Source organism: Kitasatospora sp. NBC_01246 (assembly GCF_036226505.1).
GTDB lineage: Bacteria > Actinomycetota > Actinomycetes > Streptomycetales > Streptomycetaceae > Kitasatospora.
This window is the reverse complement of the sequence record NZ_CP108484.1, coordinates 3,536,151-3,557,167: the sequence shown is the minus strand read 5'-3', so window position 1 is coordinate 3,557,167 and position 21,017 is coordinate 3,536,151. Positions and strand designations below refer to the sequence as shown.

General features: G+C 73.3%; 20 protein-coding genes. 5 read left to right on the top strand and 15 right to left on the bottom strand.

The genetic code is table 11. The features are described 5' to 3' along the window. Nucleotides 1-33: 33 nt before the first annotated feature. On the bottom strand, nucleotides 34-711 hold the full coding sequence (locus OG618_RS15455) for a response regulator transcription factor (RefSeq protein WP_329487983.1): 678 nt from the start codon (nucleotides 709-711) through the stop codon (nucleotides 34-36). A gap of 558 nt (nucleotides 712-1,269) precedes the next feature. Between OG618_RS15455 and OG618_RS15450 the strand changes: the two genes are divergently transcribed. Continuing rightward, nucleotides 1,270-1,974 (top strand): SigE family RNA polymerase sigma factor, encoded by a 705-nt coding sequence (locus tag OG618_RS15450; RefSeq protein ID WP_380386853.1) that lies wholly within the window; start codon nucleotides 1,270-1,272, stop codon nucleotides 1,972-1,974. Nucleotides 1,975-2,191: 217 nt separating this feature from the next. Here the strand turns inward: OG618_RS15450 and OG618_RS15445 are convergent, their stop codons facing one another. The 5 genes from OG618_RS15445 to deoC form a co-directional block, all read right to left on the bottom strand. Further along, nucleotides 2,192-2,716 (bottom strand): ATP-binding protein, encoded by a 525-nt coding sequence (locus tag OG618_RS15445; protein ID WP_329487982.1) that lies wholly within the window; start codon nucleotides 2,714-2,716, stop codon nucleotides 2,192-2,194. A gap of 158 nt (nucleotides 2,717-2,874) precedes the next feature. Further along, nucleotides 2,875-3,294, bottom strand: coding sequence for a hypothetical protein (locus tag OG618_RS15440; protein ID WP_329487981.1), 420 nt, complete (start codon nucleotides 3,292-3,294; stop codon nucleotides 2,875-2,877). A gap of 284 nt (nucleotides 3,295-3,578) precedes the next feature. Then, entirely contained in the window at nucleotides 3,579-4,481 is a 903-nt protein-coding gene (locus OG618_RS15435; protein ID WP_329487980.1) for an aldehyde dehydrogenase family protein, read from the bottom strand. Then, on the bottom strand, nucleotides 4,474-5,955 hold the full coding sequence (locus tag OG618_RS15430) for an aldehyde dehydrogenase family protein (RefSeq protein ID WP_329487979.1): 1,482 nt from the start codon (nucleotides 5,953-5,955) through the stop codon (nucleotides 4,474-4,476). The genes OG618_RS15435 and OG618_RS15430 overlap by 8 nt, the downstream gene beginning before the upstream one ends. A gap of 5 nt (nucleotides 5,956-5,960) precedes the next feature. Beyond that, nucleotides 5,961-6,947 carry a deoxyribose-phosphate aldolase gene (deoC, locus tag OG618_RS15425; protein ID WP_329487978.1) on the bottom strand — a complete coding sequence of 329 codons (987 nt, stop codon included), beginning with the start codon at nucleotides 6,945-6,947 and terminating at the stop codon, nucleotides 5,961-5,963. Between the two features lie 255 nt (nucleotides 6,948-7,202). On the opposite strand from deoC, the gene OG618_RS15420 reads away from it, so the two are divergent. Further along, nucleotides 7,203-7,880, top strand: a complete 678-nt coding sequence (locus OG618_RS15420; RefSeq protein ID WP_329487977.1) for a PH domain-containing protein — start codon at nucleotides 7,203-7,205, stop codon at nucleotides 7,878-7,880. 67 nt (nucleotides 7,881-7,947) lie between these two features. Here OG618_RS15420 and OG618_RS15415 read toward each other — a convergent pair whose 3' ends face one another. The 3 genes from OG618_RS15415 to OG618_RS15405 form a co-directional block, all read right to left on the bottom strand. Next, complete coding sequence (locus OG618_RS15415) at nucleotides 7,948-9,663, bottom strand: phospho-sugar mutase (protein WP_329487976.1); 1,716 nt, start codon at nucleotides 9,661-9,663, stop codon at nucleotides 7,948-7,950. Nucleotides 9,664-9,817: 154 nt separating this feature from the next. Continuing rightward, a complete protein-coding gene (locus OG618_RS15410; RefSeq protein WP_329487975.1) occupies nucleotides 9,818-10,639 on the bottom strand; it encodes a purine-nucleoside phosphorylase in 822 nt (273 codons plus the stop codon). Nucleotides 10,640-10,909: 270 nt separating this feature from the next. Continuing rightward, a complete protein-coding gene (locus tag OG618_RS15405; protein ID WP_329487974.1) occupies nucleotides 10,910-11,347 on the bottom strand; it encodes a gamma-glutamylcyclotransferase in 438 nt (145 codons plus the stop codon). Nucleotides 11,348-11,425: 78 nt separating this feature from the next. Between OG618_RS15405 and OG618_RS15400 the strand changes: the two genes are divergently transcribed. Beyond that, nucleotides 11,426-12,880 (top strand): NAD(P)H-quinone dehydrogenase, encoded by a 1,455-nt coding sequence (locus OG618_RS15400; protein ID WP_329487973.1) that lies wholly within the window; start codon nucleotides 11,426-11,428, stop codon nucleotides 12,878-12,880. 236 nt (nucleotides 12,881-13,116) lie between these two features. Next, the gene (locus tag OG618_RS15395) at nucleotides 13,117-14,079 is read left to right on the top strand and encodes a DeoR/GlpR family DNA-binding transcription regulator (protein WP_329492125.1); all 963 of its coding nucleotides are present in this window, start codon (nucleotides 13,117-13,119) and stop codon (nucleotides 14,077-14,079) included. 123 nt (nucleotides 14,080-14,202) lie between these two features. On the opposite strand, the gene OG618_RS15390 is transcribed toward OG618_RS15395, so the two are convergent. From OG618_RS15390 to OG618_RS15365, 6 genes are all read right to left on the bottom strand, one after another. Beyond that, entirely contained in the window at nucleotides 14,203-15,978 is a 1,776-nt protein-coding gene (locus OG618_RS15390; RefSeq protein WP_329487972.1) for an acetyl/propionyl/methylcrotonyl-CoA carboxylase subunit alpha, read from the bottom strand. Nucleotides 15,979-16,198: 220 nt separating this feature from the next. Then, entirely contained in the window at nucleotides 16,199-16,936 is a 738-nt protein-coding gene (locus OG618_RS15385) for a hypothetical protein (RefSeq protein WP_329487971.1), read from the bottom strand. A 118-nt stretch (nucleotides 16,937-17,054) separates the two neighbouring features. After that, nucleotides 17,055-17,654, bottom strand: coding sequence for a nucleoside triphosphate pyrophosphatase (locus OG618_RS15380; protein ID WP_329487970.1), 600 nt, complete (start codon nucleotides 17,652-17,654; stop codon nucleotides 17,055-17,057). 82 nt (nucleotides 17,655-17,736) lie between these two features. Then, on the bottom strand, nucleotides 17,737-17,862 hold the full coding sequence (gene mmpB / locus OG618_RS15375; protein ID WP_329487969.1) for a morphogenic membrane protein MmpB: 126 nt from the start codon (nucleotides 17,860-17,862) through the stop codon (nucleotides 17,737-17,739). Nucleotides 17,863-17,988: 126 nt separating this feature from the next. Then, on the bottom strand, nucleotides 17,989-18,210 hold the full coding sequence (locus OG618_RS15370; RefSeq protein WP_093861821.1) for an acyl-CoA carboxylase subunit epsilon: 222 nt from the start codon (nucleotides 18,208-18,210) through the stop codon (nucleotides 17,989-17,991). A 24-nt stretch (nucleotides 18,211-18,234) separates the two neighbouring features. Beyond that, complete coding sequence (locus OG618_RS15365) at nucleotides 18,235-19,827, bottom strand: acyl-CoA carboxylase subunit beta (RefSeq protein ID WP_329487968.1); 1,593 nt, start codon at nucleotides 19,825-19,827, stop codon at nucleotides 18,235-18,237. Between the two features lie 236 nt (nucleotides 19,828-20,063). On the opposite strand from OG618_RS15365, the gene OG618_RS15360 reads away from it, so the two are divergent. Next, the gene (locus OG618_RS15360; protein WP_329487967.1) at nucleotides 20,064-20,957 is read left to right on the top strand and encodes a biotin--[acetyl-CoA-carboxylase] ligase; all 894 of its coding nucleotides are present in this window, start codon (nucleotides 20,064-20,066) and stop codon (nucleotides 20,955-20,957) included. Nucleotides 20,958-21,017: the final 60 nt, after the last annotated feature.

Below are 21,017 nucleotides of genomic sequence, written 5' to 3'. Positions count from 1 at the left end.
GGGATATCAGCAGCGGGGCGCTGCCGGGCGCGGTCACGCCGGCGGGTCCAGACGGTAGCCGACCCCGCGCACCGTGCGGATCAGGGTGGGCGCCGAGGGCACGTCCTCGACCTTCGCCCGCAGCCGCTGGACGCACGCGTCCACCAGCCGGGAGTCGCCGAGGTAGTCGTGTTCCCAGACCAGGCGCAGCAGTTGCTGGCGGGAGAGGGCCTGCCCGGGCCGGCGGCTGAGCTCCAGCAGCAGCCGCAGCTCGGTCGGCGTGAGCTGGAGGTCCTCGCCGTCCTTGGTGACGGTCATCGCCGCGCGGTCGATCACCACGGTCCCGTACGCGGAGGAGTCCGAGCTCTCCCGCTCACCGCGTCGCAGCACGGCCCGGATCCGGGCGTCCAGGACGCGCGGCTGCACCGGCTTGACGACGTAGTCGTCCGCGCCGGACTCCAGGCCGACCACGACATCGATGTCGTCGGACCGGGCGGTGAGCAGGATGATCGGAAGCTGGTCGGTGCGGCGGATCCGGCGGCAGACCTCGAAGCCGTCGATTCCGGGCAGCATGACGTCCAGCACGATGAGGTCCGGCCGCTGCTCCTTGAAGAGCCTCAGACCGTCCTCGCCGGAGGCGGCGGTGGCCACTTTGTGGCCCTGGCGGGTGAGAGCGAGTTCGAGGCCGGTACGGATGGCGTCGTCGTCCTCGATCAGTAGGAGGAAAGGCACGGCCTCATTCTGGCTCACCCGGAGCGCCGAATCACCCCCCGGCACCGGTCACCGACCGGGTGGGAACCGGAACCCGAGCCACCGGCGTCCGTCACGGCGGGAGGCGATGCGGGACGAAAGCCCCGCCCCTGTGACAGCCCTGTGACAGTCGACGGACAGCGTCATCACAACCGGCGGGCAAGATTTTCCATGTCGCCGCAGGACAGCGGGCCAACTGGCCGGCTGAACGGCGGCAACAGGAACCGCTCGTACCGACCAAGGGGGCGCACGATGAACGCCAGGCTGCAGACCCGGACCAACCCGGCTGACCGCACCGCGCGTTCGTCATCGGCCACCCACCGGACCCGGTACGAGGTCAGGACCGACGAGACCTCCGGTGCCGTGACCGTGCGGGGGTGCGCGCACAGCGCCGGTGGAAACACTGTCGCCCGCCGGGTGAGCGGCGGCGGCAGGCAGGGGGAGCTGTACGGGATCGGCCACCGGGGGAACGTGGCCGACTCCGCCAACACCCTGACGCTGCGGGGGATCCTCCCCGTCCGCGTCGAGGGCAAGGACACCCTGGGGGGGAACGGGGGAACCCGGGGGATCGGGGGGAGCGGGCTGCGGAAGGTCGACTCGGGGGAGTCGGCCGGCCGCGGGGCCGCGGGTGCGACGCTGCTGCGGCTGAACCCCGCGGCGACCCGCACCGCCGAGGCGGGACAGGGAGACGCGCAGGGGGAGCACCCGGCCGTCGCGGAGGACTACACCACGGAGTTCACCGCGTACGTGCGCGAGCGCCGCGCCTCCCTGTACGCCACGGCGTACCACCTGACCGGGGACCGCTTCGAGGCCGAGGACCTGCTGCAGAGCGCGCTCTTCAGCACCTACCGGGCCTGGGGCCGGATCACCGACAAGGCCGCGGTGGGGGGCTACCTCCGCCGCACCATGACCAACCTGCACATCTCCGCCTGGCGGCGCCGCAAGGTCAACGAGTACCCGACCGAGGAGCTGCCGGAGACGGTCGGCGACACCGACGCGATGGGCGGCACCGAGCTGCGCGCCGTGCTCTGGCAGGCGCTGGCCAAGCTGCCGGAGAACCAGCGCACCATGCTGGTGCTGCGCTACTACGAGGGCAAGACCGACCCGGAGATCGCCGACGTGCTCGGCATCAGCGTCGGCACGGTCAAGAGCAGCATCTGGCGCGCGCTGCGCCGGCTGCGCGACGACGAGCACCTGAACAAGTCGGGCGACACCGCCCGGGCGTTCGGCGAGCTGGTCGCCTGAGAACGGCCCCGCGAGGGGCGAGGGACTCCCGTCGGGGGACGGGTGAGGACGGTCAGGGAAACTGGCAGCGCCGGCTCGGGGGAGCGGCGTAACCGGGGGAGCCCGATGACCGTCCGGGAAGGCGGCGGGCCCGGTGCGGGGGAGACGCACCGGGCCCGCCGTTCTTCGTGCGTGAGTGCAAGCGTGCCTGCGGGCGTGGCGGCCCCCCGGGTGGAGCTCAGACCGCGGAGAGCTGCCGTCCGGCCGCCGCGCGGATCCGCCGGTCCGCCTCCGGGCCGGTGCAGGGGTGGGCGCCCAGTTCGACCTGCCGGCCGACGATCGAGCGCTCGGCCCGCATCAGCCGCCAGCCGCGGCGCACCAGGACGGGCAGCGACTTGCGGCTCTCCCGGACGTCCCGGCGCAGCCGCCGCCAGGCGGTGGTGAGCGCGCCGTTGCGCAGGCACAGGGCGTCGCCCAGCAGGCCTTCGGCGGCGCAGGCGCCGGCGATCTCGGCGGCGAAGATGCCCTCGGCGATGAACGCGGGCGCCCCGGCGAGGTCCAGCACCTGGGTGGAGACGCGGCCGTTGGCCGGGATCGAGTACACCGGGACTTCGGCGCGGCCGCTCTCGTGGAGGCCGCGGATCGCCGCCAGGGCCTCGTCACGGTGCCAGGCGAGCGGGGAGTCCCAGTCGACCGCGCCGTCGTCCAGCAGCGGCAGGGTGGGGTCGTCCCCGTCCTTGTAGAAGTCGTCGAGCTGGAGCACCGGAAGGCCGCTCCGTTCCGCCAGTGAGGACTTCCCCGATCCGGAGGGCCCGGACAGCAGGACCACTCGGGCACGGGCTATCGGCGCGGCATTCAGCGGGGAGTCACTCACGGGACACCAGTCTGACGCATCGGGGCCGGATGCCGAAACCCGTCGGGTCACACCTTGTGCGGCGACTCCGGTGCGGCGAGGGCGAGGTGCAGCAGCGGCAGGTACCGGCTGTCGACCTGGAGGAAGACCGGCTGCCCGGAGCCGGGTGCCAGGTAGGCGGTGGCGGCCCAGTCGTGGTCGTGCCAGGTGTCCGGCTCGGGGGCCCGGAAGGCCCCGCCGGCGGCCAGTACGACCGGGCCGGCGCCGTCGAGTTCGCGTGAGCCGAACTCGGCGCTCGCGGCGCCCGGTGTGACGCGGATCCTCCCGCTGACGTAGCGCGGCGGCCAGCCGGGGCCGTCGGAGCGGGCCGAGCAGGGGATCCGGACCGGCTTGCCGGCGGCCAGCCGGCGCCGGGCGCGGGCCACGAACAGCCTGCGGACGAACCCGTCCGCGAACAGTGCCATCAGCTCGCCGGCGATCTCTCCCACGCGGTGCCCCCCTCGGTGTGCGGTGTCGCCCCAGTCTGCGCGGGGGCGGGGGCCGGCCGGGAGCGCCGAAAGCATGGCGGGCCGGCGACGAAAGTCGACGGATCCAGGGAGGAGAGCCGCCGGGGACACCGGAGGCGGAAAGTCGACGGACCCGCGCCAGGGGGGGAGAGGCGCGGGTCCGTCCAATGACCGTCCGGGCCCTGGGGGGGTGAGGGCACTGGGGACGGCCAGCTTGTGGAGTTGTTACTCGGTGGGCCCACCGGGCCCGGGGGGTGACGAGGAGGTCAGATCCCCATCGGGTGCCAGACCGTCTTCGTCTCCAGGAACGAGAGTAGCCGGTCGGTACCGGGAGCATTGGTCCAGTCCTGGGCGAACGGGTCCAGCTCCGGACGGACCACCCTCTTCAGGGTATCCGCGGCGGCGGCTTCCAGCGCGCCCGCCGCGCCGGGACCGTCGGCGGCGATGGCGCCGGTGAGGTCCACCGCGTTGACGTCCTGGTGCGAGGCCAGGGTGGGCGCGATGTCGGCGGTCCGGCCCGAGATGATGTTGACCACGCCGCCGGGGACGTCCGAGGTGGCCAGCACCTCGCCCAGCGACAGGGCCGGCAGCGGGGCGTCCGCGGCCGCCGCGACCACCACGGTGTTGCCGGTGGCGATGGCGGGCGCGATCACCGAGACCAGGCCGAGCAGCGAGTGCCCGTAACCGGCCTGCGGGGCGACGATCCCGACCACACCGGTCGGCTCCGGGGTGGAGAGGTTGAAGAACGGCCCGGCGACCGGGTTGGCGCCGCCCGCGATCTGGGCGACCTTGTCGGTCCAGCCCGCGTACCAGACCCAGCGGTCGATGGCGGCGTCCACCAGGGCGGCGGCCTTCTTCGGGCCGACGCCCTCGGAGAGCGCCACCTCGGCGGCGAACTGCTCGCGCCGGCCCTGCAGCATCTCGGCGACGCGGTACAGCACCTGGCCGCGGTTGTACGCGGTGGTGCCGGCCCAGCCCTTGACGGCCGCGCGGGCCGCCAGCACGGCGTCCCGGGCGTCCTTGCGGGTGCCGAGCGGGGCGTTGGCCAGCCACTCGCCCTTCGAGTCCGTCACCTCGTACACCCGCCCGCTCTCGGAGCGCGGGAACTTCCCGCCGACGTACAGCTTGTAGGTCTTGAGGACATCAAGACGGCTCACGACATCAGACATCGAGGTAGGCCTCCAGACCGTGGCGGCCACCTTCGCGGCCGTAACCCGACTCCTTGTAGCCGCCGAACGGCGAGGTCGGGTCGAACTTGTTGAAGGTGTTGGCCCAGACCACGCCGGCCTTGAGCCGGTTGGCGGTCCAGAGGATGCGCGAGCCCTTCTCCGTCCAGATGCCGGCGGAGAGGCCGTACGGGGTGTTGTTGGCCTTGTCGACCGCCTCGGCCGGGGTGCGGAAGGTCAGCACCGACAGGACCGGCCCGAAGATCTCCTCCTGGGCGATCCGGTGGGCCTGGCTGACGCCGGTGAAGACGGTCGGCCTGAACCAGAAGCCGGTGCCGGGCAGCTCGCAGGCGGGCGACCAGCGCTCGGCGCCCTCGGCCTCGCCGGCGTCGGTCAGCGCGGTGATCCGGGCCAGCTGGGCGGCCGAGTTGATGGCGCCGATGTCGGTGTTCTTGTCCAGCGGGTCGCCGACCCGCAGGGTGCCCATCCGGCGCTTCAGGGCGTCCAGCAGCTCGTCGTGGATCGACTCCTGGACCAGCAGGCGCGAACCCGCGCAGCAGACGTGGCCCTGGTTGAAGAAGATGCCGTTGACGATGCCCTCGACCGCCTGGTCGATCGGCGCGTCGTCGAAGACGATGTTCGCGGCCTTGCCGCCGAGCTCCAGCGAGAGCTTCTTGCGGGTGCCCGCGATCTGCTTGGCGATCGCCCGGCCGACCGGGGTGGAGCCGGTGAAGGCGACCTTGTTGACGTCCGGGTGCGAGGTGAGCGCGGCGCCGGTGCGGCCGTCACCGGTGACGATGTTGACGACGCCCTTCGGCAGGCCCGCCTGGCGGCAGATCTCGGCGAAGCGCAGCGCGGTCAGCGGGGTGGTCTCGGCCGGCTTCAGCACCACGGTGTTGCCGGTGGCCAGCGCCGGGGCGATCTTCCACGCCAGCATCAGCAGCGGGAAGTTCCACGGGATGACCTGGCCGGCCACGCCCAGCGGGCGCGGGTTCGCGCCGTAGCCGGCGAAGTCGAGCTTGTCGGCCCAGCCCGCGTAGTAGAAGAAGTGCGCGGCGACCAGCGGAAGGTCGACGTCGCGGGTCTCGCGGATCGGCTTGCCGTTGTCGATCGACTCCAGCACGGCCAGCTCGCGGCTGCGCTCCTGGATGATCCGGGCGATCCGGAACAGGTACTTGGCGCGCTCGCTGCCGGGCAGCGCCGACCAGTCGGCGAAGGCCCTGCGGGCGGCGGCGACCGCGCGGTCGACGTCCTCCTCGGTGCCCTGGGCGAACTCGGCGAGCACCTGCTCGGTGGCCGGGTTGACCGTCTTCAGGGCCTCGCTGCCGGAGGAGTCGACGAACTCGCCGCCGATGAAGTGGCCGTACGAGGTGGCGATGTCACCTGCGGCGGCGGGGGACTCGGGTGCCGGGGCGTAGCTGAAGAGGCCGCCGGTCGGCTGGGCCGCGGGCTCCTCGATGTTCTTCTTCTTGGCCATGGTGATCAGTCCACCGTCACGTAGTCGGGGCCGGAGTACCGTCCGGTGGTCAGCTTCTGACGCTGCATCAGCAGGTCGTTGAGCAGGCTGGAGGCGCCGAAGCGGAACCAGTGCGGGGTCAGCCAGTCGTCGCCGAGGGTCTCGTTGACCATCACCAGGTACTTCATGGCGTCCTTGGTGGTCTTGATGCCACCGGCGGGCTTCACGCCGACCTGGACGCCGGTCTGCGCCTTGAAGTCGCGGACGGCCTCCAGCATCAGCAGGGTGACCGGCGGGGTCGCGTTGACGGCGACCTTGCCGGTGGAGGTCTTGATGAAGTCGGCGCCGGCCAGCATCGCCAGCCAGGAGACGCGGCGCACGTTGTCGTACGTCTGCAGTTCGCCGGTCTCGAAGATCACCTTGAGGTGGGCGGCGGTGCCGTCGGGGCGCTTGCACGCCTCCTTGACGGCGACGATCTCGTTGAAGACGTCCAGGTAGCGGCCGGAGAGGAAGGCGCCCCGGTCGATCACCATGTCGATCTCGTCGGCGCCGGCCGCGACCGCGTCGGCGGTGTCGGCGAGCTTGACCGGGAGCGCGGCGCGCCCGGCGGGGAAGGCGGTGGCGACGGAGGCGACCTGGATGTCGGTGCCGCGCAGGGCGTCCTTCGCGGTGGCGACCATGTCCGGATAGACACAGATGGCGGCGACGCGCGGGGTGGCCGGGTCGGACGGATCCGGGGTCCGGCCCTTGGCGCACAGCGCGCGCACCTTGCCGGCGGTGTCCGCGCCTTCGAGGGTGGTCAGGTCGATCATCGAGATGGCCAGGTCGATGGCGTACGCCTTCGCCGAGGTCTTGATCGAGCGGGTACCGAGAGTGGCGGCGCGCGCCTCCAGGCCGACCTGGTCGACGCCGGGCAGGCCGTGCAGGAAGCGGCGGAGCGAGGCCTCGGACGCCGCAACGTCCTCAAGACCGCTGCCCGCAGCGCCGGGGGCATTGGCTGCAAGAGTGGACATAGTCACCACACCAGCATATCTACGCGCGTAGCCAACCGCTAGGGGGCCCGCTTTTCGATGCCGGACCGAGATCTCGGCCCGGTGGGCCCGGCCCGGAAGCGCTCGCGGCCGGGGAACGGCGGGGAGCGGCGGCGGAACGGCGGCGGAACGGCGGGAAGCGGCGGGGCCCGCCGCCGGGCCGGGGGCGACGGCCGGGGCCACCACGGTGATCGCCACCCCTGTAGATCACGGGGTGCATGGGGCAGAATCGTCGCCATGACCGAATCCGACGGCAAGCCCCACCAGGGCTCGGCCGGCTCCGACGGGGAGCCCGTGTACGCCGACCGCGTGTACCGCTCCATTCCCGGTGTGATCTCCGGTGTGCTCCTGCTGGCCGTGGCCGGGTGGCTGATCGGGGACGCGGTGCTGAACGGGACGGGCAGGACCCCGTACGTCGCGCTGGCCGCGGTACCGGTGTTCGCCTTCCCGGTGATCGCCTACACGCTGCGGCCGGCCGTGCGGGTGAACGACCGCCGGCTGGTGGTGCGCAACCCGCTGCGGACGATCACCGCGCCGTGGGCGGCCGTGGACGCCCTGCGCGCGGGGTACTCGGTGGAGCTGCTGGCCGGGGGCCACAAGTACCAGGTGTGGGCCGTGCCGGTGTCGCTGCGCCAGCGCAAGCGGGCCAACCGGATCCAGCAGCGCGGCGGCGGGCAGCAGCACGCCTCCCGGCTGGGCACGGCCTTCGGGCGGCCGGCGCCGTCGGTGGTCGAGGGCGCGCCGGACCCGAACCGGGCCTGGTCCGACCAGGTGGTCGCGATCCTCCAGGAGACCGCCGAGCGGAACGCGGGCCGCCCCGACGCGGCAGGCCCGCTGGTCGTGCGGTGGTGCTGGTGGATCATCGCGCCGACCCTGCTCGGTCTGGTCGCGCTGATCGCCGCGATCGTCGCCTGAGCACGCCGAGGAGCACGACGAAGGGGCCCGCCGGGAACGGCGGGCCCCTTCGTCGTGCGCGGGTGGATCAGGCGTCGATGCCGGCGGCCGCGGCCAGGTCGCGCTTGATCGCGCCGAGCAGCTCGGCGGCGCGCTCCCGGGCGGGGGCCAGGTCGGCGGCCGAGCCGACCGGGAGGACGACCTCCAGGTAGCACTTCAGCTTGGGCTCGGTGCCGGACGGCCGGACCACGATCCGGGCCGAGCGGACGCCCTCGCCGGCCAGGTAGTAGCGCAGGCCGTCGGTGGGCGGCAGGTCGGCGGAGCCGGCGGTCAGGTCGTCGGCCCGGGTGACCGTCAGGCCGGCCAGCACGGTCGGCGGCCGCTCGCGCAGGCGCTGCATCGCCTCCGCGATCAGCGCGAGGTCCTCCACCCGGACGGAGAGCTGGTCGGTGGCGTGCAGGCCGTGCTCCAGCGCCAGGTCGTCCAGCAGGTCGGCCAGGGTGCGGCCGGACCGCTTGAGGGTCGCGGCCAGCTCGGCGACCAGCAGGGCGGCGGTGATGCCGTCCTTGTCGCGCACGCCCTGCGGGTCGACGCAGTAGCCCAGCGCCTCCTCGAAGCCGTAGCGCAGGCCGTCGGCGCGGGCGATCCACTTGAAGCCGGTCAGCGTCTCGGCGTAGCCCAGCCCGGCCGCCTCGGCGATCCGGCCGAGCAGGGTGGAGGAGACGATGGTGGTGGCGAAGGTGCCGGTGGCCCGCTTGGCGACCAGCGCGGCGCCCAGCAGCGCGCCCACGTCGTCGCCGCGCAGCATCCGCCAGCCGGTGCCGTCGCCGCCGGCGGTGCCGTTGGCCGGGACGGCCACCGCGCAGCGGTCGGCGTCCGGGTCGTTGGCGATGACGATGTCCGGGCCGACCGCGGCGGCGGTGCGGAAGGCGAGGTCCATCGCCCCCGGCTCCTCCGGGTTGGGGAAGGCCACGGTCGGGAAGTCCGGGTCGGGCTCGGCCTGTTCGGCGACCACGGTGGGCGCGGGGAAGCCGGCCCGGTCGAAGGCGGCGACCAGGGTGTCCCGGCCGACGCCGTGCATCGGGGTGTAGACGACGGCCAGGTCGCGCGGGCTGTGCGGGTCCACGATGGAGACGGCGCGGGCCAGGTAGGCGTCCACGACGTCCTCGCCGACGACGTCCCAGCCGTCCTCGGCGAGCGGGACTTCGGCGAGCGAGCCGATCGCGTCGATCTCGGCGGCGATCCCGGCGTCGGCCGGCGGGACGATCTGCGAGCCGTCGCCCAGGTAGACCTTGTAGCCGTTGTCCTGCGGCGGGTTGTGGCTGGCGGTCACGGTGACCCCGGCGGCCGCGCCCAGGTGGCGGACCGCGAAGGCGAGCACCGGGGTGGGCAGCGCGCGCGGCAGCAGGGCGGCCCGCAGGCCGGCGCCGACCACCACGGCGGCGGTGTCCCGGGCGAAGTCGAAGGACTTGTGCCGGGCGTCGTAGCCGATGACGACGAGGTCGCCCAGGTTCTCCTTCTTCACGTACGCCACCAGGCCGGCGGCGGCCCGGATCACCACGGCGCGGTTCATCCGCATCGGGCCCGCGCCCAGCTCGCCGCGCAGGCCGGCGGTGCCGAACTGGAGGCGGTCGGAGAACCGCTCGGCCAGTCGCGACCAGGCGAGCTTGCTGTCCGACTCGGCGTCCGGGCCCTCGGCCGCGGCCAGCAGCGCGGCCAGCTCCTCGCGGGTCTGCGGGTCGGGGTCCTCGGCCAGCCAGGTCCGGGCCCGGGCGAGGAGATCGGTGGTGGGTGCCTGCGTCATGGCTGCGACTCCATGGGGAAGTGCGTCGGTTCGGTCGGCCGGAGGGTTCCGCGAGAGTGGGGCGCGCATGCGGACGGGGCCCGCGGGCGGGTGTGATCAGCGGATCACAGCCGCCCGCGAACCCCGTCGCTCACGATTGTGCGTCAGAGCCGGATCAGATCCGCTCAAGGACCTTCGCGAGCAGCGCGCCCATGCGCTCGGCGGAGGCCTTGCCGGCCTCCAGCACCTCGGCGTGGTTGAGCGGCTCACCGGTGATGCCGGCCGCCAGGTTGGTGACCAGCGAGATGCCGAGCACCTCGGCGCCGGCCTCGCGGGCGGCGATGGCCTCCAGCGTGGTGGACATGCCGACCAGCTCGCCACCGATCACCCGGGCCATGTGGACCTCGGCCGGGGTCTCGTAGTGCGGGCCGCGGAACTGCACGTAGACGGCCTCGTCGAGGGTGGAGTCCACCTCGCGGCAGAGGTCGCGCAGCCGCTTGGAGTAGAGGTCCGTCAGGTCGACGAAGTTGGCGCCGACGATCGGGGAGTCCGCGGTCAGGTTGATGTGGTCGCTGATCAGGACCGGCTGGCCGGGGACCCAGCCGTCGCGCAGACCGCCGCAGCCGTTGGTCAGCACGATGATGCCGCAGCCGGCGGCGGCGGCGGTGCGCACGCCGTGGACCACGGTGGCCACGCCGTGGCCCTCGTAGTAGTGGTTGCGGCCCAGGAAGATCAGGGCGCGCTTGTCGCCGATCTTCACCGAGCGGATCGTGCCGGCGTGGCCGGCCACGGCGGGGGCGGGGAAGCCCGGGAGGTCGGTGACCGGGAACTCCGCCACGGTCTCGCCGAGGGCGTCGGCGGCCGGCACCCAGCCGGAGCCCATCACCAGGGCGACGTCGTGGCGCTCGGCGCCGGTCAGCTCGCGCAGGCGCTCGGCGGCGGCCTGGGCGGCGGCGTAGGGGTCGGCGGAGACGACCGACTGAGGAGATGCGTTCACAGGTCCGAGGATAGACGGGAATCGGCTACGCGCGTAGAAGATCCCGGTACGACGTGCCGGATCGTTACCCGGATGGCGTGAAAGTACAGCTCGGAGGCCTGCTTCCGGCGGCCCGGGTGGGAGCAAGCTACAGCCGTCCGGCGCCGCGCGGCCGCCGCCGGGCCGGGCGGGCGCCGAGCCGTGCGCCGGCCCGGGGCGGCGGGCGCCCGGGCCGGGGGGAGTCGGGGCCGGGGAAGTCGGGGGTGCGGCGGTGCCGCGCGGGCCCGGAGGTCAGCAGGGGCGGCGGCGCAGGTCCAGGACGTAGTCGTGCGGCGCCCCGGCGCTCTCCGCCGCGTCGGCGACCAGGCCCAGGTAGCGGGCGGCGGGCAGGCCGCCCTCGTAGTCGTTGAGCACGTACGTCCAGACCGGGATGTCGCCGTCCAGGGTGTGCGCGCGCAGCTTGATCTTGCGGTAGATGCCGAGCTGGACGCCCTCCCAGCGGTCCAGGCCCTCCTCGTCCATCGGCGCGACGTCGTAGAGCGAGACGAAGACCTGCTCCTTCTCGTCCTCGACCACGGTGGCCAGCGAGCCCTCCCAGCCGAGCTGCTCGCCGCCGAAGGTGAGCCGCCAGCCGTCCAGCCACCCGGTACCGCGCAGCGGGGAGTGCGGAGCGCGGCGGGTCATCTGCCGAGCATCGAGGTTGGTGGCATACGCGGCGTAGAGGGGCATGAGGTGCAGCCTACGGCGACTGGGCGATCGGACAGAAGCCCCGACCCCGGCGTGGCAGCGCGCTCGGCATACGGGACAATGGTGGACGTGACTCGGATCGTGATCATCGGTGGCGGACCCGGCGGCTACGAGGCGGCGCTCGTCGCCTCCCAGCTCGGCGCGGAGGTGACCGTCGTCGACCGCGACGGTCTGGGCGGATCGGCGGTGCTCACGGACTGCGTGCCGTCGAAGACCCTGATCGCGACCGCGGAGGTGATGACGACCTTCGACAGCTCGTACGAAGAGCTGGGCATCATCGTCGCCGACGACACCCCACCGCTGGAGCGGCAGGCCCGGGTGGTCGGCGTGGACCTCGGCAAGGTCAACCGACGCGTCAAGCGCCTCGCCATCGCGCAGTCCCACGACATCACCCAGTCGGTGACCCGGGCCGGGGTCACCGTGCTGCGCGGCCGGGGCCGGCTCGGCGGCGGCGGGCAGGCCGTGGACGGCTCCCGCGAGGTGCTGGTGGACGCGCCCGACGGCAGCGTCCAGTCGCTGCACGCGGACGCGGTGCTGATCGCCACCGGCGCGCACCCGCGCGAGCTGCCGGACGCCCAGCCGGACGGCGAGCGGATCCTGACCTGGACCCAGGTGTACGACCTGGAGGAGCTGCCGGCCGAGCTGATCGTGGTCGGCTCCGGTGTGACCGGCGCCGAGTTCGCCGGCGCCTACCAGGCGCTCGGTTCCAAGGTCACCCTGGTGTCGAGCCGCGACCGGGTGCTGCCGGGCGAGGACCCGGACGCCGCCGAGGTGCTGGAGGAGGTCTTCCGCCGCCGCGGCATGAACGTGATGGGCCGCAGCCGGGCCGAGACGGTCAAGCGGGTCGGCGACCACGTCGAGGTGACGCTCTCCGACGGCAAGGTGATCAGGGGCACGCACTGCCTGATGGCGGTCGGCTCGATCCCCAACACCGCCGAGATGGGCCTGGAGGAGGCGGGGGTGAAGCTCAACGACTGGGGTCAGATCAAGGTCGACCGGGTGTCCCGCACCAGTGCCCCCGGCGTGTACGCGGCCGGTGACTGCACCGGCGTCTTCATGCTCGCCTCGGTGGCGGCCATGCAGGGCCGGATCGCGATGTACCACGCGCTCGGCGACGCGGTGCAGCCGCTGAACCTGAAGACCGTGGCCTCCAACGTCTTCACCGACCCGGAGATCGCCACCGTCGGCTACACCGCCGCCGACGTGAGTTGCGGCAAGATGGACGCGGTCGAGGTCAAGCTGCCGCTGCGGGGCAACCCGCGGGCCAAGATGCAGGGCATCCGGGACGGCTTCGTGAAGCTGTTCTGCCGCCCGGGCACCGGCATCGTGGTCGGCGGCGTGGTGGTCGCCCCGCGCGCCAGCGAGCTGATCCACCCGATCGCGCTCGCGGTGGACGCCAATCTGACGGTCGAACAGGTGGCCAGCGCCTTCACCATCTACCCGTCCGTCTCCGGCTCGACCGCCGAGGCCGCCCGGCAGCTGCACATCCGCAAGCGGGCCGACGGCGAATCCTGAGCACCGGACGCGCAGTTGGGGGTGGCTGCCGGTCGGCGGCCGCCCTTCGCGCGGGCGGGTCCGTCACCCGGACGGCGGGCGCAGTCCCGGGTTGCTGACGGCGCGTATTGTACGGTCACGCGCCGCTCGTGCGTGAGCAATTCCCGCTACTAGCTGCAAACGCCTGAAAGCAGACGGTCACGCAGGTTACCGTCGGTTCTGTGTTTGCAGCAGAACGTCGCCAGTTGATCCTCGAAATGGTGCGCGCCAACGGAGCTGTGTCGCTCCGCGAACTGGCCCGCGTCGTCCAGACCTCCGAAGTGACCGTACGTCGTGACGTACGGGCACTGGAGGCAGAAGGGCTCCTCGACCGCCGGCACGGCGGCGCGGTGCTCCCCGGCGGCTTCAGCCGCGAACCCGGCTATCCGCAGAAGACCCACCTCTCCGCGGCCGAGAAGAGCGCCATCGCCGATCTCGCCGCGGGCCTGGTGGAGGAGGGTGACGCGGTGGTGGTCGGCGCCGGTACCACCACGCAGGAGCTGGCCCGCCGACTGGCCCGGGTGCCCGGGCTGACGGTGGTCACCAACTCCCTGCTGGTCGCGCAGGCGCTGGCGCACGCCAACCGGGTGGAGGTGGTGATGACCGGCGGCACCCTGCGGGGTTCCAACTACGCCCTGGTGGGCAGTGGCGCCGAGCAGTCGCTGCACGGGCTGCGGGTCTCCAAGGCGTTCATCTCCGGCAGTGGACTGACCGCCGAGCGCGGGCTGTCGACCACGAACATGCTCTCCGCGAGCGTGGACCGGGCTCTGGTGCAGTCGGCTGCCGAGGTCATCGTCCTCGCCGACCACACCAAGCTCGGCGCGGACACCATGTTCCAGACCGTCCCGACCGAGACCATCACCCGGCTGGTCACCGACGAGCACGCCGCCGCCGACGACACCACCGCCCGCGAGCTGGACGCGCTCGCCGACTGCGGGGTGCAGATCGACCTGGCGCCGCTGAGCGCCGCGCCGACCGGGGACGCCCCCGTGCACGGCACCGGCAGCGGGCCCGTCCACCAGACCCAGCCCGGCCCGCTGGCCCGGCGCGCGGCCCCGCCGCCCGGCGGTGCCCCGCTGCCCGGTCAGCGCCGCCCCGGCGCGCACGGCGGCCCCGGCGGGCCGGGCGGTCCGCTGCCGGCCCGGCTCGCCGAGCTGGGGGCCGTCCCGCGCGGGCGCTGACGCCGCCACCGGGCGGGCGCCGTGCCGGTGGCGGCGCCGACCGGTACCGCCGTCGCGGGGCCGGAAACGGAACCGGTCCGCACACCCCGAGGGGCGTACGGACCGGTCCGGCGGCCTGAGCCGTCAGTCCTTGATCTCGCAGAGCGCGGCGCCGCTGCTGACGCTGCCGCCGACCTCGGCCTTGAGGCCGACCACGGTGCCCGCCTTGTGGGCGTTCAGCGGCTGCTCCATCTTCATCGCCTCCAGGACGACGATCAGCTCGCCCTCGGCGACGACCTGGCCCTCCTCGACGGCGACCTTGACGATGGTGCCCTGCATCGGCGAGGCCAGGGTGTCACCGCTGACCGCCGAGCCGGCCTTCTTGGCACCGACCCGGCGCTTGGCCTTGGCCGCACCGCCGGTGGCGGCCGCCGGGGCGGACGCGACGCCCAGCGAGGACGGCAGCGAGACCTCGATCCGCTTGCCGCCCACCTCGACCACCACGGTCTCGCGGCCCTCGGCCTCCTCGCCCTCGCCGGGCGCACCGGCGAACGCGGGGATGGTGTTCTGGAACTCGGTCTCGATCCACCGGGTGAAGACCGTGAACGGTCCGTCGCCGCCGTGCACCTCGGGCGCGAACGCCGGGTCGGTCACGACCGCGCGGTGGAACGGGATGGCCGTGGCCATGCCCTCGACCTTGAACTCGGCCAGCGCCCGGGCGGCGCGCTGCAGCGCCTGCTTGCGGGTGGTGCCGGTGACGATCAGCTTGGCGAGCAGCGAGTCCCAGGCGGGGCCGATGACCGAGCCGGTCTCGACGCCCGCGTCCAGCCGGACGCCGGGGCCGGACGGCGGCGCGAACAGCGTCACCGTGCCGGGCGCGGGCAGGAAGCCGCGGCCCGGGTCCTCGCCGTTGATGCGGAACTCGATCGAGTGACCCCGCACCTCCGGGTCGTCGTACCCGAGCTCCTCGCCGTCGGCGATCCGGAACATCTCGCGGACCAGGTCGATCCCGGTGACCTCCTCGGAGACCGGGTGCTCGACCTGGAGGCGGGTGTTGACCTCCAGGAAGGAGATCAGCCCGTCCTGGGAGACCAGGAACTCGCAGGTCCCGGCGCCGACGTAGCCGGCCTCCTTGAGGATGGCCTTGGACGCCCGGTACAGCTCGGCGTTCTGCTCGGGGGTGAGGAACGGCGCGGGCGCCTCCTCGACGAGCTTCTGGTGCCGGCGCTGCAGCGAGCAGTCACGGGTGGAGACGACCACCACGTTGCCGTGCCGGTCGGCCAGGCACTGGGTCTCGACGTGCCGGGGGTTGTCCAGGTACTGCTCGACGAAACACTCGCCGCGACCGAAGGCGGCGACCGCCTCGCGAACCGCGGACTCGTAGAGCTCCGGGATCTCCTCCAGCGTGCGGGCGACCTTGAGGCCGCGGCCGCCACCGCCGAACGCCGCCTTGATGGCGACCGGGAGGCCGTGCTCCTGGGCGAAGACGACGACCTCGTCGGCGCCCGAGACCGGGTCCGGCGTGCCGGCGACCAGCGGGGCACCGGCGCGCTGCGCCACGTGCCGGGCGGTGACCTTGTCACCGAGGTCGCGGATGGCCTGCGGGGGCGGGCCGATCCAGGTCAGGCCCGCGTCGAGGACGGCCTGGGCGAACTCGGCGTTCTCCGACAGGAAGCCGTAGCCGGGGTGGACGGCGTCCGCCCCCGAGTCGGCGGCGGCCTTCAGGACCTTCGCGATGTCGAGGTAGCTGGTACCGGGGGTGTCGCCGCCCAGCGCGTAAGCCTCGTCGGCCGCGCGGACGTGCAGCGCATCCCGGTCCGGCTCGGCGTAGACGGCGACGCTGGCGATACCGGCGTCCGAGCAGGCCCGGGCGACGCGGACGGCGATTTCTCCGCGGTTGGCGATGAGCACCTTGCGCACTGTGGCTCCCTTCTTGAACCTGGTCGAGTTTATGGATTTCTGGGTGGTACCGGCGAGTAGCCCCAGGTTGTGAACTATCCCACACGGAGGGTGATGCGTTCGGGGACCCGATCCGCGACCCGGTCGGGGTCTTCCCAGGTGGGTGCCGGTGCCGTCGCCGGGAGCCGTCCCGTGCGGACGGTGACGGGGCGGCGCGGCGACGCGGTGGCCTTGGCCACACTCACCCCGCGGGGGCCGCGGAGGCGGCCCGCTCGCGGGCCGGCGCGGTGATGTCGGCGGCCAGTTCCACCACATCGGGGCCGTAGGCCTTCGGGTTGACGACCTTCAGGACCAGGGCGAACGAACCGTCCTCACCGTACCGGCGGGCGAGCCGGCGGTGGTTGGCGACGAGGTAGCGGACGCCGGCGTGGTTGGCGATGCCGGTCTGGCCGGATATCAGGAAGACCGGGCGCCCGCCCTCGGGGGTGGCGAGGCGCGCCAGCAGGGCGTACACCTCGGTGTCCCAGTCGACGGTGAAGGTCCGGTCGCCCACCACGATGACGTTGTTCGGGCCCTCCGAGCCGTTGGTGACCGTCACTCCGGGCAGCCCCCAGGCCAGGTGGGCGGCCATCCGCTCGTTGCTGCTGGGGCCGCCGAAGCAGAACTCGGTCTTGGTGCCCAGGCCGCGGTGGACGGCGTCGTGCGCGACCAGGTCGGTCCGCGCGTCGCACTCCTTGACCAGTGCGGCCAGCTCCATCAGCGCGTAGGCGTCGCGCCGGGTGACCGTCCGGGCGTGCGCCCCGACCCCGACGCTGCGGTTCACCACGATCAGGCACTCGCTGCCGGCCGGCAGGCCGAAGAAGGCGCGGACCCGCTCCAGCCGCCGGCGGCGGCGCAGGTTCTGCGCGAGCCAGGCGAGCGCGGCACTGATCGCGCTCGCCACCAGCCCCAGCAGCACGTTGAGCAGACTGTCGGTCATCGGCCTGTCCCCTCCCCGTTCGAACGGCGGCGGTCAGCCTAGCGGGCTCCCGCGAGGGCCACGGGGACGGACGGTGAGGGGACCGGTCGGTCCTCGTGGCGGGGGAGCCGGCGGCGGATCAGGCCCAGAGGTCGGTGATCCGGACGCCGAGGTCGGCGAGCAGCCGGCGGAGCAGCGGCAGGGAGAGGCCGATGACGTTGCCCGGGTCGCCGTCGATGCCCTCGACGAACGGCGCCGAGCGGCCGTCCAGGGTGAACGCGCCGGCCACGTGCAGCGGCTCGCCGGAGGCGATGTAGGCGGCGACCTCGTCGTCGTCCGGGGTGCCGAAGCGGACGGTGGTGGAGGCGGTGGCCGAGGACTGCTCGCCGGTGGCGGTGTCGATCACGCAGTGCCCGGTGCGCAGCACCCCGGACCGGCCGCGCATCGCCTGCCAGCGGGCGAGGGCCTCGGCGGCGTCGGCGGGCTTGCCGAGCGCCTGCCCGTCCAGCTCCAGCACCGAGTCGCAGCCGATCACCAGCTCGCCGCCGGTCAGCTCGGCGGCGACCGCCTTGGCCTTGGCCTCGGCGAGGACGAGGGCGAGCTCGGCGGGGCTCGCGGCGGTGATCGCGTCCTCGTCGACGCCGCTGACCACCACGCGCGGGTCGAGGCCCGCCTGGCGCAGCAGCCCGAGGCGGGCGGGGGAGGCGGAGGCGAGGACGAGGGCGCGGCGGTCGGTCATGCCCACCAGGGTAGGGGGTGGGCCGCCGTCGCTCCGCCCGCCTGCCGGGGGCCGGTCCGGGCGCCGGTCAGACCATCACCGGTCAGACCATCAGCAGGACGGCGATCAACAGGAGGCAGGCCGCGAGCACATGGCCGGCGCGGCGGAGCCTCTCCTGCAGTCGGCGGGCCTCCGGGGAGGGCTCGTCGCGGGGGTCGGACCAGAGCACCTGTCCAGGGTGCGTCGCGCCGCCGCGGTGACGCCTGAGTACGCGTACTCAGCTTTCGGGGCAATCCGGGCGCGCGAAGGGGGTGGGACGCCGGACGGGCCGGCCTCCCACCCCCTCCCGGCGGTGCTAGCCGGCCCAGCCCGAGGTGCGCCAGGCGTTGACGCCCGGGCGGGGGGTGGCGCGCAGCCGGCGGGCGCGGTCGTTCCAGGCGGAGTCCGGGCCGGCGCCGGCCCGGCGGGCCGCCTCGGCGGCCGCCTGCGCGGCGGCGGCCCGGGACTGGACCACCGCCAGGACGGTGGCCAGCTCCTCGGGGGTCGGCTGCCCGTGCAGCACGTGGATCGGGGCCATGGCTCAATCCTCTCGCGGCAGCGCTTACAGGGGGATGTTTCCGTGCTTCTTCGGCGGCAGCACCTCACGCTTGCCGCGCAGCGCGCGCAGCCCGCGGACGATGTGCCGGCGGGTGTCGCTCGGCGCGATGACGGCGTCCACGTAGCCGCGCTCGGCGGCCAGGTACGGGTTGAGCAGGGTGTCCTCGTACTCGGAGACCAGCTCAGCCCGGCGGGCGTCGACGTCGGCGCCCGCGGCGGCGGCCTCGGCCAGCTCGCGCCGGTAGACGATGTTGGCCGCGCCCTGCGCGCCCATCACCGCGATCTGCGCGGTCGGCCAGGCCAGGTTGAGGTCGGCGCCCAGGTGCTTGGAGCCCATGACGTCGTACGCGCCGCCGAAGGCCTTGCGGGTGATCACGGTGATCATCGGCACGGTGGCCTCGGCGTAGGCGTAGATCAGCTTGGCGCCGCGGCGGATGATGCCGTCCCACTCCTGCTCGGTGCCGGGCAGGAAGCCGGGCACGTCCACGAAGGTGATCACCGGGATGTTGAAGCTGTCGCAGGTCCGGATGAACCGGGCGGCCTTCTCGCTGGCGTTGATGTCCAGGCAGCCGGCCAGGTCCATCGGCTGGTTGCCGACGATGCCGACCGGGTGGCCCTCGACCCGGCCGAAGCCGGTGATGATGTTGCCCGCGTACAGCGCCTGGGTCTCCAGGAACTCGCCGTCGTCCAGGACGTGCTCGATCACCGTGTGCATGTCGTACGGCTGGTTCGCCGAGTCCGGCACGAGGGTGTCGAGTTCGAGGTCCTCGTCGGTGACGGAGAGGTCCGCCTCCTCGGGGAAGGCCGGCGGGTCGGAGAGGTTGTTGGAGGGCAGGTACGAGAGCAGGCTCTTGACGTACTCGATCGCCTCCTTCTCGTCCGCGGCCAGGTAGTGCGCGTTGCCGGACTTGGTGTTGTGGGTGCGCGCGCCGCCCAGCTCCTCCATGCCGACGTCCTCACCGGTGACGGTCTTGATCACGTCCGGGCCGGTGATGAACATGTGCGAGGTCTGATCGGCCATCACCACGAAGTCGGTGATCGCGGGCGAGTACACCGCGCCGCCCGCGCAGGGGCCCATGATCAGCGAGATCTGCGGGACGACCCCGGAGGCGTGCACGTTGCGGCGGAAGATCTCGCCGTACAGGCCGAGCGAGACCACGCCCTCCTGGATCCGGGCGCCGCCGGAGTCGTTGATGCCGATGACCGGGCAGCCGGTCTTCAGCGCGAAGTCCATCACCTTGACGATCTTCTCGCCGAACACCTCGCCGAGCGAGCCGCCGAAGACGGTGAAGTCCTGCGCGAAGACGGCGACCTGACGGCCGTCGACGGTGCCGTAGCCGGTCACCACGCCGTCGCCGTACGGGCGGTTCTTCTCCTGGCCGAAGTTGGTCGAGCGGTGCCGGGCGAACTCGTCGAACTCCACGAAGGAGCCCTCGTCCATCAGCTCGACGACGCGCTCACGCGCGGTCAGCTTCCCCTTGGCGTGCTGCTTCTCCACGGCCTTGGCGGAGCCGGAGTGCACCGCCTCGTCGATCCTGCGCCGCAGGTCGGCGAGCTTGCCGGCGGTGGTGTGGGGGTCGTACGGGGCCTCGGTCATCGGGTGGGCTCTCCCTGATCCATGGGCCGCGGCCTGTTCGGTGGTACGCGCGTCTGGGCGGGGACACGCGCATGAGGGCAGGGCGGCGCAACGAACTACCGTCGAGTAGCGTAGCCAGCACCGGGGCTTTCCGGTTATGGCCAGCGACACAGTGTGTCAACGCCCGTTCTGCGGGACGATATGGCGGCCTACGGCCACCGCGCGGCGGGCGGGGCGAAACCCCTAGTCTCGTGGTCATGACCGACTCCGACACCCCCCGCCGCAGTGGACTGCGCGGCTTCGGCCACGCCGGGCCGTCGCCCTGGACCGATCTGGACCGGCCGCCGCTGGACGCCGAGGCGCTGCGCCGCGACCTCGTCCGGCCGGGCGGGTTCTGGACCGCGCTGGACGTCGTCACCGAGACCGGTTCCACCAACAGCGACCTCGCCGCCCGGGCCGGGGCCGGCGCGCCGCAGGGCGCCGTGCTGGTCGCCGAGGCGCAGAGCGCCGGGCGCGGGCGGCTGGAGCGGCAGTGGACGGCGCCGCCCCGGTCGGGGCTCTTCCTCTCCGTCCTGCTTCGCCCGGACGAGGTACCCGTCGAGCGGTACGGCTGGTTGCCGATCCTGGTCGGCGTCGCCGCGGCCGCCACGCTGAGCCGGGTCGCCGAGGTCGAGGTCGGCCTGAAGTGGCCCAACGACCTCCAGGTCACCGTCGACGGCGCGGAGCGCAAGCTCGGCGGCATCCTCACCGAGCTCAGCGGCGGCGCGGTGGTGGCCGGCCTCGGCCTCAACGTGTCGCTGCGCGAGGGCGAGCTGCCCGTCCCGACCGCCGCCTCGCTGCTGCTGGCCGGCGCCGCGGTGACCGACCGGTCCACCCTGCTCCGCGCGCTGCTGCGCGAGTTCGCCGTCCTCTACACCGAGTGGACGGCCGCGGCCGGCGACCCGCACGCCAGCGGTCTGCTGGCCGCCTACGCGGACCGGTGCACCACGCTCGGCCGTCCGGTCAAGGTCCACCTGCCGGGCGACCGCGAACTCGTCGGCGAGGCGGTGGCGATCGACGGCGACGGCCGGCTGGTGGTCCGCACCCCCGACGGTGCACGGCGTCCGGTGGGCGCGGGAGACGTCGTCCACGTGCGCCCCGAGCCGCGCTGAGCGGCACTCTTCACCTCTCCTTGACCCGGGCGGATGCCCCGGATCGCGGGATTCCGTGCG

Excerpts from the sequence above, each read along its gene's own strand:
- OG618_RS15435 (WP_329487980.1), bottom strand. The coding sequence starts at position 4,481 with ATGTCTGATGTCGTGAGCCGTCTTGATGTCCTCAAGACCTACAAGCTG.
- OG618_RS15430 (WP_329487979.1), bottom strand. The coding sequence starts at position 5,955 with ATGGCCAAGAAGAAGAACATCGAGGAGCCCGCGGCCCAGCCGACCGGC.
- deoC (WP_329487978.1), bottom strand. The coding sequence starts at position 6,947 with ATGTCCACTCTTGCAGCCAATGCCCCCGGCGCTGCGGGCAGCGGTCTT.
- OG618_RS15420 (WP_329487977.1), top strand. The coding sequence starts at position 7,203 with ATGACCGAATCCGACGGCAAGCCCCACCAGGGCTCGGCCGGCTCCGAC.
- OG618_RS15415 (WP_329487976.1), bottom strand. The coding sequence starts at position 9,663 with ATGACGCAGGCACCCACCACCGATCTCCTCGCCCGGGCCCGGACCTGG.
- OG618_RS15405 (WP_329487974.1), bottom strand. The coding sequence starts at position 11,347 with ATGCCCCTCTACGCCGCGTATGCCACCAACCTCGATGCTCGGCAGATG.
- OG618_RS15400 (WP_329487973.1), top strand. The coding sequence starts at position 11,426 with ATGGTGGACGTGACTCGGATCGTGATCATCGGTGGCGGACCCGGCGGC.
- OG618_RS15395 (WP_329492125.1), top strand. The coding sequence starts at position 13,117 with ATGGTGCGCGCCAACGGAGCTGTGTCGCTCCGCGAACTGGCCCGCGTC.
- OG618_RS15385 (WP_329487971.1), bottom strand. The coding sequence starts at position 16,936 with ATGACCGACAGTCTGCTCAACGTGCTGCTGGGGCTGGTGGCGAGCGCG.
- OG618_RS15380 (WP_329487970.1), bottom strand. The coding sequence starts at position 17,654 with ATGACCGACCGCCGCGCCCTCGTCCTCGCCTCCGCCTCCCCCGCCCGC.
- OG618_RS15370 (WP_093861821.1), bottom strand. The coding sequence starts at position 18,210 with ATGGCCCCGATCCACGTGCTGCACGGGCAGCCGACCCCCGAGGAGCTG.
- OG618_RS15365 (WP_329487968.1), bottom strand. The coding sequence starts at position 19,827 with ATGACCGAGGCCCCGTACGACCCCCACACCACCGCCGGCAAGCTCGCC.
- OG618_RS15360 (WP_329487967.1), top strand. The coding sequence starts at position 20,064 with ATGACCGACTCCGACACCCCCCGCCGCAGTGGACTGCGCGGCTTCGGC.